Genomic DNA, 12360 nt, shown 5'->3' with positions numbered 1-12360 from the left:
CCTTCGACATCGGCCGCTATGTAGCCTTGAAGACGGGGTTTGGCCAGCGCACGGACACTGCGGCGCCACCCGCACCAGCCGTGCGGTTTCCAAAGGTGACACTGGCGCCGGTGCGCTCCAGTAGTGTTTTGGCGATGAAAACGCCCAATCCCATGTGGCCTTCCTCACCCTGGCGGGTCGAAATGAAGGGGGTGCCGAGTTCGTCCAGCAATGCCTCCGAGAAGCCCGGACCGTCGTCGCTGACCTCTACTTCGGACCATTCAGATGTCCAGCGGGTCGAAATCAGCACCTCGCGCCGGGCGAACGACACGGCGTTCTGCACGATATTTCCGATACCCTGCATGATTTCCGGGCTACGCACCTGGATCGGCGCCGTGCTGGGCGCCCCCTCGCCTGCGGGTCCCGCTTCGAAGGCGATCTTGATCTCCTCACGCTGATAATTCTGCGCCGCGGCTTCGATCAGCGCCGGCAAGGGCACCAGGGTATAGGCATCGGACACGTCACCGGCCGGATCGACCGAGAGCCGCGCCAGGATCGACCGGCAGCGGTCGGACTCGGCCGCTAAGAGCTCGACATCCTCGCGCAGCGGATCGTCGGCCTCGATTTCGCGCTGCATCTCCTTGGTGACGACGGCGATGGTCGAAAGCGGCGAGCCGAGTTCGTGCGCGGCGGCTGCAGCCAGCGCACCCAGTGCCGACATGCGCTGCTCGCGCGCGAGGGCAGCCTGCGCCGCCGCCAACGCATCGGCCATCTGCCGTGCCTCCTCGGCGAGCCGCCAGCCATAGAGCGTGATCAGCAAGGTCGTGAGCGAAAGACCAGCCCAGACGCCGACCTGGTAAATCTCCGGCAGGTGGAGCGGCGGTCCTCTCCACGGCAGCGGCTGATAGAAGAGGCCGAGAACGGCGATGCTGGCAATGGTGAGCAGGGTGAGGGCGATGTTGCTGGCGAGCGACAGGATCGTGGCACCGATCGCGACCGGGGCCAGCAACAGAAGCGAAAACGGATTGATCAGGCCGCCGGTGAGATAGAGCAGCACCGCCAGTTGCAGGATATCGAAGGCGAGGAAGATCGCAGCCTCGCGATCGTCGATGCGCGCCGACGCCGGGCGGCCGATGCTGACAGTAAGATTGAGCAACGCCGACAGAGCGATGGCGCCACCAACCGCCAGCACGGGCAGGCTGAATCCCAAGCCCCAATGGACCACGGCGGCAGTGAAGACCTGGCCGGCGACCGCGGCCCAGCGGATCAGCACCAACGCGCGCAGGCGCACGCCGCCGCGCGGCAGAATGCTCATGGCATTGGACGGCCGCGTCACGACCGGAGGGACAGATGGCGGCGAGGCATTTTCGGCGCGCGCCGCCACGCTGCTACTCCTCGATCATCAGGTGCTTGCGATGCACCGTCGTGAAGAGCGGGATCTTGCGCTGCTTCTTGCGATTGGGCGGCTCCTTCACCAGCCGGCCGATCTCACCCAGGATCAGTCCCGTAATGGTGGGCAGCGGCAGTTCCCGTGCCTCGTCGAGACGCACCCAGCGAACATCGCCAAGCTCGCTCGAATGACGGATCTCGCCGGTTGCGTCCTCGGCGCGTGCCATGAAGAAGCGCGCATTGAAGCGGCGCGGTCGGCCAGGGGGCGTCACCGCGCGGGCAATCAGGTCGAGGCAATCCAGTGCCGGTGCAAAGCCCTGATCGAGAAAGCCGTGCCAGTGCTCGCCGTAGTCCTGCCTCGGTGCGCCGCCCTTCAACGGCTTGGCCAGCATCAGGCCCGTTTCCTCGAAGGTCTCGCGCACCGCCGCGACGGCAAGCGCGCGCGCCCGCTGCGGTGATGCCGCGCGCTGCAGACGTTCGTCGACGAAGCGATCGAGCGGCGTCGCCACCGGCACGCGCGCATCGGCGAGATCGACCCGGCCACCGGGAAACACGTAGCGGTTGGGCATGAACGCGTGCTTGGCGTCGCGACAGCCCAGCAGCACTTCGGGCACCTTGCCCTTCTGGCGCACCAGGATCAGCGTCGCGGCATCGCGTGGCCGCATGTAGGGGTACTTCTGGTCGACCTTTTCGACCGGCCGCTCGCTGCCGGGTTTCAAAGTGGTTTTGACCGGATCGTCGTAGCCTTTGTCGGTGCCGCGCACGACAGCACCAGCGGGAATGCCTCTTTTGCTCATACACCTAAGATAGAGCAATTCACGGAGGGCACAAAATTTCGCCTAGAACGACCACTCCACGGGCGTATCCGGGCGGAACACAGTGATGGTCTTGGCGAGCGCCGGCACCTCGATGTGATCAGGCGCATCGAGGACGGCAGCACGCAAGGTCACGCGCTCCTCGCTCGGCGGCAGTCCGTAGAAGGCCGGCCCATTCAGCGAGGCGAAGGCTTCGAGCCGGTCCAGCTTGCCCTCTTCGGCAAAGATCTGCGCATAGACCTGCATCGCTACCGGTGCATTGAACACGCCGGCGCACCCGCAGGCGCATTCCTTCGTGTCGGTGGTATGCGGCGCCGTATCGGTGCCGAGGAAGAACTGCGTGCTGTCCGAGGTCGCCGCCCTTCGCAGAGCGAGACGGTGCTCCTCGCGCTTGGCGATCGGCAGGCAATAGAAGTGCGGACGGATGCCGCCCTTGAAGATCGCATTGCGGTTGTAGCTGAGGTGATGCGGCGTGATCGTGCCGCCCAGCCGGCCGGGATGGGCCTCGACGAACGCCACGCCTTCTCGCGTGGTGATGTGCTCCAACACGATCTTGAGACCCTGATGGCGCTTCAGCAGTGGCGCCAGAACCTTGTCGAGGAACACCGCCTCGCGGTCGAAGATATCGACGTCGGGATCGGTCACCTCGCCATGGACGAGAAGCGGCATGCCGGCCTTCTCCATGGCCTCCAGCCCTTTCGCAACGCGATCCATCGACGTGACGCCATGCGCGGAGTTGGTCGTGGCATGCGCCGGATAGAGCTTGGCGGCGACCCACACGCCTTCGGTCTTGCCGCGCGTCAGCTCGGCCGGATCGGCGCCATCGGTCAGGTAGCATGTCATCAGCGGCTCGAAGCTCAAATCCTTCGGCACCGCAGCGCGGATTCGTTCCCGATAGGCGCTGGCCTCCGCCACCTTCGTCACCGGCGGCACCAGGTTCGGCATGATGATGGCACGGCCGAACTGGCGGGCCGTGTGCACGGCGCAAGCAGCGAGCAGGTGCCCGTCGCGCAGGTGAACGTGCCAGTCGTCGGGGCGGCGGATCGTGATCGAAGCGGCGGAAGGCGCAGTGGGCAAAGGCATTGCGCTTTCTACGCTTGCTCCCGGGCAGGCTCCAATGTTGATTGCGTGCATGACCGATCTGAAAGACGCCATCGCCTTCGCCCAGGCCGCCGAATCCAAGTGGCCCGCCAGCATGCACATGCCGGACGGGCAGTTCGTCATGACCTACGATTCCGGCGAGAAGGCCCCGGACAACGAGGTGCTGGGGCCCGTCACGCCGCGCGGCGGACATTCGGGCATCGTCTATCGCGGCGGCCACAAGCTCGCCGAATGGGGAGACGTCGACCGTCCCGATATGACCTTCAGCGTCGCCAAGAGCTACCTCGCTTTGCTCGCCGGGCTGGCGTTGGGCGACGGGCTGATCAAGAGCCTCGACGACAAGGTCGGCGACTATGCCCTCGATGATGGCTTCAAGAGTGAGCAGAACCGGGACATCACCTGGCGCCATCTACTGACCCAGACCAGCGAATGGTCGGGCAGCGTCTTCGGCAAGGAAGACCGCATCGACCACAATCGCGTGGTCGGCCTCGCCGTCGCCGACGCGCCCAAGGGCACGCGCCGGGCGATGAAGAAGGCCGGCACCTTCTACGAATACAACGACGTGCGGGTGAACCGTCTCAGCTACTCGCTGCTGCAGGTCTTCAAGGAGCCGCTGCCGTCGGTCCTGAAGCGACGCATCATGGATCCGATCGGCGGCTCGCAGTCCTGGAAGTGGGACGGCTACAAGACCTCGACCGTGACGATCGACGGCAAGGAGATGATTTCCGTGCCCGGCGGCGGCCATTGGGGTGGCGGCATCGTGATCTCTGCACGCGATCTCGCCTTGATGGGCCTTCTGGTCGCCCAAGGCGGCGTCTGGCAGGGCAAGCAGATCCTGCCCAAGGGCTGGACGGAGGAACTGGTGAAGCCCTGCCCCGTCGCGCCCTTCTACGGATTGATGTGGTGGCTCAACACCGACCGGCGCCAGTTCGCGGCAGCGTCGGAGAAGAGCTACTTCGCGCTGGGCTGGGGCAGCCACATCGTCTGGATCGACCCCGAGCATGACCTCGTGACGGTGCTGCGCTGGATCGATCGCAAGCAGGCGCCGGGCTTCGTCGAACGGCTGTTGGGTGCGATCTCGAAATGAGTCTCGACTACTCCGCCGTCCCGCGCATGCCGGACGGCCGCACCGCCGCCGAAACCATCGACTCCGTCGCCGCTCTCTCCCAGGCCGTCCGCGTGCCGATGGGCAATGGCGGCACGATGATGTGGCACGTCTTCGGCGCCGACCAGGGCAACAAGCCGATCCTGCTGCTGTTCCATGGCGGCTCGGGCTCGTGGATTCACTGGATCCGCAATGTCGTGCCGTTGTCGCAGCATTTCACGGTCTATGCCGCCGACCTGCCGGGTCTCGGCGAGAGCGACCCGCCCGATGACGTACGCGACATCTGGTCCGTGACGAACTGCGTGAAGACGGCGATGGATGCGCTGATTCCCAGGGACCGCGACTTCGCCATTACCGGCTTCTCTTTCGGCGGCATGGTGTCGGGCCATGTCGCCACCTTGGTTGGTGACCGGCTGCGTCGCCTCGTGCTGGTCGGAGCCGGCGGCTTGAAGGCAACGCGCAAGCCCGGACCGAAGCTGCGCAAGCTGCTGCCCGAGATGACGCCCGACGTGCTGGCGGCCGAGGCACGGCGCAATCTCGAAATCCTGATGCTGCATGATCCTGCCAAGGTCGATGGCGTGGCCATCCACATGCAGATCCTGAACACGACGCGCGCCAAGACGCGCAGCCGCGAGATGGGGCAAGCCTTCCGGCTGAGCGAAGTGCTGCCGCGAGTGAAGACACCACTCACCGGCATCTGGGGTGAATACGATTCGACGACCTATCCGCACATCCAGGAGCGAATCGATCTCTTCCGTGCCCTGCAGCCGGACTTCGAGATGAATGTCATTCAGGACGCCGGACACTGGGTTGCCTACGAAGCCGCCGAGGCGTTCAACGCCAAGCTGATGGATATCCTGCCCCGTTGACAGCGGCCCCTTGCGGGCGCGCAAATGCCGATGGCTTCACGGTCGTTTAGCGCCGGCCTCACCGCCGGGTGCTCGGCCTAACCGAAGAGGCGGCACAGCGATGACTCCGACCTGGAAACGTTGGCTTCCCCTCATCCTCGTCGTAATCCTCGGTGGCGCCGCCTACTACGCTTGGGACAGGTTTGGAGACCATGGGCTGCCCGCCGGGATCGCCGGCGGAAACGGCCGCATCGAGGCGATCGAGATCGACATCTCGGCCAAGATCCCTGGGCGGGTCAAAGAAATCCTCGTCAACGAGGGTGACTTCGTCACAGCAGGGCAAGTACTCGCCCGCATGGACACCGAGCAGTTGCAAGCCCAGCGCCGCCAGGCCGAGGCGCAACTGCAACGGGCGATCATCAATGTCGATACGGCCAAGAGCTTCGTGGCGCAGCGGGAAGCCGAGAGGACGGCAGCCATAGCTGTCGTGGCACAACGCGAAGCGCAGCTCGACGCCGCGGAACGCAAGTTCGTGCGAACGGAGCAGTTGGCCAAGACCAACACAGTATCGCAGCAGCTTCTCGACGACGATCGTGCGACCGAGCAAGGTGCGAAAGCTGCGGTTGGTGCAGCCAAGGCGCAGCTTGCCGCCACGGAAGCCGCCGTCAGCGCCGCCAAAGCGCAGGTGATCGATGCAGGTGCTGCGATCGAGGTCGCCAAGGCCGCCGTCGAGAGCATCACCGCGGACATCAACGACAGTACCCTCAAGTCGCCGCGAGATGGCCGCGTGCAATACCGAGTGGCGCAGCCGGGAGAGGTTCTGTCCGCAGGCGGACGGGTGCTCAATCTCCTCGACCTCGGCGATGTCTATATGACCTTCTTCCTGCCGACCGCAGACGTGGGGCAGGTGCCGATCGGAACGGACGTACGGCTCGTCCTCGATGCGGCCCCTCAGTATGTGATCCCCGCCAAGGTGACCTTCGTCTCGGACGTCGCACAGTTCACGCCGAAGACGGTTGAAACCGAAAAGGAACGCCAGAAGCTCATGTTCCGGGTCAAGGCGCAGATCTCTCCGGAACTGCTGAGAAAATACATCCAGCACGTCAAGACCGGCTTGCCGGGCATGGCCTACGTCCGACTGACTCCTCAGGCCGAGTGGCCATCCAGCCTCAGCGGCAAGCTGCTCGAATGAACGCGCCGGTCGTGCGGCTCGAAGCGGTGGGGCTGTCGTATGGCAAGACCCAGGCCCTCAAAGCCGTTACGCTCGACATACCATCGGGGCGGATGGTCGGACTCATCGGGCCGGACGGTGTCGGCAAGTCGAGCCTTCTCTCCCTGATCGCCGGCGCGCGGTCCGTCCAGAAGGGGCGCGTCGAGGTGCTCGGCGGCGACATCGCCAACGCAACGCATCGACGTCTGACCTGTCCGCGAATCGCCTACATGCCGCAAGGCCTCGGCAAGAACCTCTATCCGACGCTTTCCGTGTTCGAGAATGTTGATTTCTTCGGACGGCTGTTTGGTCTCGGCCCGCACGAGCGAAGGCGTCGCATCACGGAGCTTCTGGAAAGCACCGGACTCGCGCCCTTCACCGATCGGCCGGCCGGCAAGCTCTCGGGCGGCATGAAGCAGAAACTCGGCCTCTGCTGTGCTCTCATTCACGATCCCGATCTCCTGATCCTCGATGAGCCAACGACGGGCGTCGATCCCTTGTCGCGTCGCCAGTTCTGGGAGCTGATCGACGGAATCCGTACCGATCGCGCCGGCATGAGCGTGATCGTGGCGACTGCCTACATGGAGGAAGCCGCGCGTTTCGACTGGCTGGCGGCAATGGATGGCGGTCGACTGCTCGACACCGGCACGCCCGACGAGCTGCTGACGCGAACAGGAGCAGCGACCCTCGACGCAGCGTTCGTCGCGCTGCTGCCGGAGGAGCGCCGCCGCGGTCATAAGAACGTCGTCATGCCGCCCCGAGCGCCCGATGCCGCAGACGCGATCGCCATAGAAGCCGAACACCTCACCATGCGTTTCGGCGACTTCACGGCGGTCGACGATGTGAGCTTCCGCATCGGACGTGGCGAGATCTTTGGCTTCCTGGGCTCGAACGGCTGCGGCAAGACCACGACCATGAAGATGCTGACCGGGCTCCTGCCGGCCAGCGCGGGCGTGGCACGCCTGTTCGGCCGGGAGGTCGATCCCCACGATATCGAAGTGCGTCGCCGGGTCGGCTACATGTCCCAGGCCTTCTCGCTCTATTCCGAGCTGACGGTCCGGCAGAACCTCGATCTCCACGCCCGCCTCTTCGCCATGCCGCCGGAAGCCATTCCGAGCCGGATCGACGATCTGGTGGGACGCTTCGGCCTTGCCGACGTCATGGACGCGCTGCCCGACGCGCTTCCGCTCGGCATCCGCCAGCGCCTGTCTCTCGCGGTGGCGTTGATCCATTCTCCCGACATCCTGATCCTCGACGAACCGACTTCGGGCGTCGACCCTGTCGCGCGCGACGGCTTCTGGCAGATCCTGTCCGACCTCTCGCGCCAGGAAAACGTGACGATCTTCGTCTCGACCCACTTCATGAACGAGGCCGAGCTCTGCGACCGTATTTCGCTGATGCATGCCGGCAAGGTACTGATCAGCGACACGCCGGCAGCCATTGTCGAGAAGCGCTCTGCCGCCACGCTGGAGGAGGCGTTCGTCGCCTATCTGGAAGATGCGATCAAACAGGTCGGCCCAGCATCGCCGCCTGTGCCACCTCCGGCGGCGAGCGCGGCAAAGATCGAGGAGGCCCATGCGCCTCAGGGTGGCACGAGGCAGTTCCTGAATTTCCGTCGCATGTTCGCCTACTCGCGACGCGAGGCACTCGAACTGCGGCGCGATCCGATCCGCGCGACACTCGCCATGGTCGGCAGCGTCATCCTGATGTTCGTGATCGGCTACGGCATGAACATGGACATCGAGAATCTCACCTTCGCTGTCCTCGATCGCGACGACACGACCGTGAGCCGAGACTATGCGCTGCAGCTCGCCGGCTCGCGCTATTTCACGGAAAAGGCACCGATCACCGACTACGCCGACCTCGACCGCCGCATGCGCAACGGCGAACTCAGTCTGGCGATCGAGATTCCACCAGGCTTCGGCCGTGACGTCGCGCGCGGTCGCAAGGTCGAGATCGGCGCCTGGATCGATGGCGCGCAGCCGTCACGCGCCGAAACCGTACGCAGCTACGTCCAGGGCGTGCACCAAACCTGGCTGAACCAAAAGAGCCGCGAGCTTCGCGGCAAAGGAGCAGCCGTCGGCAGTTTCGATCTCGCCGTCCGCTTTCGCTACAACCCTGGAATCGAGAGCCTGGTGGCGATGGTCCCCGCCGTCATACCGCTCTTGCTCCTGATGATCCCTGCCATGCTCGCTGCCCTCAGCGTGGTGCGCGAGAAGGAGCTCGGGTCGATCATTAATTTCTACGTGACGCCGGTCACGCGGCTCGAATTCCTGATCGGCAAGCAGCTCCCCTACGTCGTCCTCGGAATGCTGAACTTCCTGATGCTGGCGGCGTTCGCGGTCTTCATCTTCCGCGTCCCCTTCACCGGCAGCTTCCTCGCCTTCGCCTCCGCTGCCTTCCTCTATATCGTCATCGCGACCAGCATGGGACTGGTCATCTCCTCCTTCATGAAGAGCCAGATCGCCGCCATCTTCGGCACGGCGCTCATCACGCTTCTCCCCGCCACCCAATATTCGGGGATGGTCGATCCGGTCTCTTCGCTGCAGGGCTTTGGCGCCTTCATCGGACAGATCTACCCGACGACCTACTTCGTGACGATTTCGCGAGGCACCTTTTCCAAGGCGCTCGAATTCGCCGACCTGACGAACGCATTCCTGGCCTTGTTGATTGCCGTTCCCGTCCTGCTCGGCCTCGGCGCGATGCTTCTCAAGAAGCAGGCGAGCTGAGCATGCGTATCGCCAACGTCCTGAGGCTCGGCGTCAAGGAATTGTGGGGGCTCGCCCGGGATCCGTTGATGCTGGTGCTGATCGTCTATTCTTTCACGATCTCTATCTATACGGCCTCGAAAGCCATTCCGGAGACCCTGAACAATGCGGTGCTCTCGATTGTCGACGAGGATCACTCGCCCTTGTCGGCGCGCATCGCCACCTCGTTCTACCCGCCCTACTTCGTCGTTCCGCGTCTCATCTCCCCGGGCGAGATGGACAGCCGGATGGATGCCGGACTCGACACCTTCGCCCTCGACATTCCGCCGAACTTCCAGCGCGACCTCCTCGCCGAACGCACGCCGACCATTCAACTCAACGTCGATGCGACCCGCATGACGCAGGCCTTCAACGGCGCCGGCTACATCCAGATCATCGTTACCGACGAAATCGCGAAGTTCATCGATCGCTACCGGGGCGTCACCGCGCCGCCCGTCGAATTGACGCTGCGCGCACGCTTCAACCAGGAACTCAACAAGGCATGGTTCGGCTCCATCAACAACGTCATCTCGGCGATCACCATGCTGTCGATCGTCCTGACCGGCGCCGCCCTCATCCGCGAACGCGAGCATGGTACGATCGAACACCTCCTGGTCATGCCCGTCACGCCCTTCGAGATCATGCTGAGCAAGATCTGGTCGATGGGCTTGGTCGTCTTTGTCGCGTCCGCATTCTCCCTGATCTGCGTCGTGCAGGGATTGCTGTCGGTGCCGGTCCAGGGCTCGGTCGCCCTGTTCCTGCTCGGTGCAGCCCTGCAAATCTTCGCCACGACCTGCATGGGCATATTCCTGGCGACAGCCGCAGGATCGATGCCGCAGTTCGGCCTGCTGCTGATGCTGTTTCTCCTGCCGCTTCAGATGCTGTCCGGCGCCACCACGCCGCGCGAGAGCATGCCGGAGATCATTCAGAACATCATGCTCGCGGCGCCCAACACTCACTTCGTCATCCTTGCGCAGTCGGTCCTGTTTCGTGGCGCCGGCCTGGATATCGTGTGGCCACAGCTTCTCGCACTGATATTTATCGGATCAATCCTCTTCTACTTCTCACTGCAGCGCTTCCGGCAGTTCCTGCGATAGCCGAGCGGACCTGCCGCCGGTTGACAAGCTACCTCGACGGGGCGCGCAATCTCCGCCAGCACCGCTTCACAAGGCAGAACCCATGAAAACCGAAGTCTCCGAGATCGCAGACAAGGTCTATCGCCTCTCCACGTTCGTGCAGGCCGTCGGACCGACTGGCTTCACTTTCAACCAGTTCCTGATCGACGCCGACGAGCCGCTGCTCTTCCATTACGGCCAGCGTTCGCTGTTTCCGTTGATCTCCGAAGCGGTGAAGCGCGTCATCCCGCTGGAGAAACTGCGCTGGACGACGTGCAGCCATGTCGAAGGCGATGAATCGGGCGCGCTGAACGAATGGCTCGCCGCCGCCCCCAACGCCACGCCGGCACACGGCCAGCTCGGCTGCAACATCTGGCTGACCGACATGGCCAACCGTCCGCCTCGCGCACTCAAGAACGACGAGGTGCTGGACCTTGGCGGCAAGAAGGTGCGCTGGCTCGACACGCCGCACGTCCCGCACAACTGGGATGCCGGCCTTATCTACGAGGAGACGACGGGGACGCTCTTCTCGAGCGACCTCTTCACTCAGGTCGGCCCGGCCGAGCCGACGACGGAAAGCGATATCGTGGCGCCGGCCATCGCCGTCAGCGACCGGCTGCCCTTCATGCCACCAACGCCCATGACCGAAGCGACCATGCGCCGGCTGGCAGGACTCAAGCCGACCACCATCGCCCTCATGCATGGCCCGACCTTCAAGGGCGACGGTGCTGCCGCGCTGAACGGCCTGGCGGATCACTACGCCAAGTCGTTCGCGCACTAGCCGCGAATAGCTACGGCGCGCTCTTCAGGCCGAGCGAGGCGAGATAGCTCCAGCGAACTGTGCCGTTCTTCAGCTTGATTCCGTCGAGGTATTGCGCAATGGCGCGATCAATGAGGTCCTGGGACGGCTTCTCTTTTTGCTTACCATCGGCGAAGGCCACGATCTCGCTCCAACCCTCGGGACGCGGGATCGACACGATAGTCGAGGGCGTGTCGAGATTCTTGTAGGTCCAGAACGACCAGCCGATATCGTGGAACTCGTGCAGGCGGCGGAAACCTTCGTTCCATTCGTCGGTGAGCTCGCCGGTCTCTCCCAGGAACAACGGCACGTTGTAGAGGTTGGCGAAGTTAAGATGCCGCTGGATCGAGTCGCGCTTCGTCGAGGCCCAAAACGAGTGATAGGTGTAGGCAAGGTTCTTGGCGAAGGGCGGGCCGAGCATGGCGAAGCTCGAGCTCCATTGCCCACCGGCCAGAATCACGATGCGCTCGGGATCGACTTCGCGGATCGCCGCCGTCGCGCGCTTGTAGAAGGGCTCGAGCCGCGCGTTGAGCGTCGCCACATCATGATAGGGCGCAGCCGGCTCGTTCAGGATGTCGTAGCCGAGCATCGTAGAGTTGCCGCGATAGCGCTCGGCGATGGCTCGCCACAGCTTGATCGTGAGATCGCGGTCGCGCGGCACATAGAACATCAGCGGATAGCCCGGCCCGTCATCGTGATTGATGCCGGTCTGACCGCCGGGCGCAGCATGCAGGTCGGGGATCACATAGAGGCCCGACGCCTGGGCCCAGCCCACCACGCGGTCGAGCAGCGCCCAGCCATCGCCGCCGATCTGGCCGTCGGTATCCATGAACAACCGCCAGTGCAGCGGCACGCGCACCATGTTGAAGCCGACCGATTTGATGAAACGGATATCGGCTTCGGTCACATAAGTGTCGCGATACTGGCGCCAGAAGGTCTCTGCACGGTCCTTACCCAGCAAGCGCTCGAAGGCGCCGTAGATTTGACGCGGCGCCTTGGCGACCTCGAATTTGAACATGTAGCCCTCGGGCATCAGCCAGTTTCCGAGGCTGATTCCTTTCAGCCGCAGCACGCTGCCGTCGGGGGTGATGAAATTCTTGCCTTCGATACGCACCAGAGAATCGGCGGTGGCAGGAGCGGCAAAACCGAACAGCAGAAGCAAAGCGACGAGAAGGCGCATCGGCCCACCGTATCACAAGCTGGGCGCGTGACACTGGAGTCGTGCGCCTCCGGCGGTCTAATGTCCTCGCCG

The 12360-nt window shown here is 64.1% G+C and carries 10 protein-coding genes; 6 read left to right on the top strand and 4 right to left on the bottom strand.

Annotated features, from left to right (window positions below; translation table 11 throughout):
* Positions 1 to 16 precede the first annotated feature (16 nt).
* Genes EPO50_RS14580 through pyrC form a run of 3 tightly spaced genes read right to left on the bottom strand, consistent with a single transcriptional unit; the run spans position 17 to position 3266 of the window.
* Positions 17 to 1363, bottom strand: coding sequence for an ActS/PrrB/RegB family redox-sensitive histidine kinase (locus EPO50_RS14580; protein ID WP_296345199.1), 1347 nt, complete (start codon positions 1361 to 1363; stop codon positions 17 to 19).
* A 4-nt stretch (positions 1364 to 1367) separates the two neighbouring features.
* Entirely contained in the window at positions 1368 to 2165 is a 798-nt protein-coding gene (locus tag EPO50_RS14575; protein ID WP_020698322.1) for an NUDIX domain-containing protein, read from the bottom strand.
* Between the two features lie 42 nt (positions 2166 to 2207).
* The gene (gene pyrC / locus EPO50_RS14570; RefSeq protein WP_296345195.1) at positions 2208 to 3266 is read right to left on the bottom strand and encodes a dihydroorotase; all 1059 of its coding nucleotides are present in this window, start codon (positions 3264 to 3266) and stop codon (positions 2208 to 2210) included.
* A 49-nt stretch (positions 3267 to 3315) separates the two neighbouring features.
* Here pyrC and EPO50_RS14565 point away from each other — a divergent pair, with 49 nt between their 5' ends.
* The 6 genes from EPO50_RS14565 to EPO50_RS14540 all read left to right on the top strand — a co-directional run bounded on the left by EPO50_RS14565 (position 3316) and on the right by EPO50_RS14540 (position 11090).
* A complete protein-coding gene (locus EPO50_RS14565; protein ID WP_296345193.1) occupies positions 3316 to 4371 on the top strand; it encodes a serine hydrolase in 1056 nt (351 codons plus the stop codon).
* A complete protein-coding gene (locus EPO50_RS14560; protein WP_296345191.1) occupies positions 4368 to 5258 on the top strand; it encodes an alpha/beta fold hydrolase in 891 nt (296 codons plus the stop codon). The genes EPO50_RS14565 and EPO50_RS14560 overlap by 4 nt, the downstream gene beginning before the upstream one ends.
* Positions 5259 to 5358: 100 nt before the next feature.
* A complete protein-coding gene (locus tag EPO50_RS14555) occupies positions 5359 to 6429 on the top strand; it encodes an HlyD family efflux transporter periplasmic adaptor subunit (RefSeq protein ID WP_296345189.1) in 1071 nt (356 codons plus the stop codon).
* The gene (gene rbbA, locus EPO50_RS14550) at positions 6426 to 9176 is read left to right on the top strand and encodes a ribosome-associated ATPase/putative transporter RbbA (RefSeq protein ID WP_296345186.1); all 2751 of its coding nucleotides are present in this window, start codon (positions 6426 to 6428) and stop codon (positions 9174 to 9176) included. The genes EPO50_RS14555 and rbbA overlap by 4 nt, the downstream gene beginning before the upstream one ends.
* 2 nt (positions 9177 to 9178) lie before the next feature.
* Complete coding sequence (locus tag EPO50_RS14545; RefSeq protein ID WP_296345184.1) at positions 9179 to 10291, top strand: ABC transporter permease; 1113 nt, start codon at positions 9179 to 9181, stop codon at positions 10289 to 10291.
* Positions 10292 to 10373: 82 nt separating this feature from the next.
* A complete protein-coding gene (locus EPO50_RS14540; protein WP_296345183.1) occupies positions 10374 to 11090 on the top strand; it encodes an MBL fold metallo-hydrolase in 717 nt (238 codons plus the stop codon).
* A gap of 10 nt (positions 11091 to 11100) precedes the next feature.
* On the opposite strand, the gene EPO50_RS14535 is transcribed toward EPO50_RS14540, so the two are convergent.
* Positions 11101 to 12288, bottom strand: coding sequence for a glycoside hydrolase family 5 protein (locus EPO50_RS14535; protein WP_296345181.1), 1188 nt, complete (start codon positions 12286 to 12288; stop codon positions 11101 to 11103).
* Positions 12289 to 12360 lie beyond the last annotated feature (72 nt).

The sequence above is a fragment of the Reyranella sp. genome, from assembly GCF_004297405.1.
In the GTDB taxonomy this organism is placed as follows: Bacteria; Pseudomonadota; Alphaproteobacteria; order Reyranellales; family Reyranellaceae; genus Reyranella.
The sequence above is the reverse complement of the archived record's forward strand: the minus strand, read 5'-3'. Positions and strand labels throughout refer to the sequence as shown.

What these genes read in the sequence shown, in the direction of transcription:
- EPO50_RS14555 (WP_296345189.1), top strand. Translation starts at nt 5,359, where the DNA reads ATGACTCCGACCTGGAAACGTTGGCTTCCCCTCATCCTCGTCGTAATC.
- pyrC (WP_296345195.1), bottom strand. Translation starts at nt 3,266, where the DNA reads ATGCCTTTGCCCACTGCGCCTTCCGCCGCTTCGATCACGATCCGCCGC.
- EPO50_RS14575 (WP_020698322.1), bottom strand. Translation starts at nt 2,165, where the DNA reads ATGAGCAAAAGAGGCATTCCCGCTGGTGCTGTCGTGCGCGGCACCGAC.
- EPO50_RS14560 (WP_296345191.1), top strand. Translation starts at nt 4,368, where the DNA reads ATGAGTCTCGACTACTCCGCCGTCCCGCGCATGCCGGACGGCCGCACC.
- EPO50_RS14535 (WP_296345181.1), bottom strand. Translation starts at nt 12,288, where the DNA reads ATGCGCCTTCTCGTCGCTTTGCTTCTGCTGTTCGGTTTTGCCGCTCCT.
- EPO50_RS14545 (WP_296345184.1), top strand. Translation starts at nt 9,179, where the DNA reads ATGCGTATCGCCAACGTCCTGAGGCTCGGCGTCAAGGAATTGTGGGGG.
- rbbA (WP_296345186.1), top strand. Translation starts at nt 6,426, where the DNA reads ATGAACGCGCCGGTCGTGCGGCTCGAAGCGGTGGGGCTGTCGTATGGC.
- EPO50_RS14565 (WP_296345193.1), top strand. Translation starts at nt 3,316, where the DNA reads ATGACCGATCTGAAAGACGCCATCGCCTTCGCCCAGGCCGCCGAATCC.
- EPO50_RS14540 (WP_296345183.1), top strand. Translation starts at nt 10,374, where the DNA reads ATGAAAACCGAAGTCTCCGAGATCGCAGACAAGGTCTATCGCCTCTCC.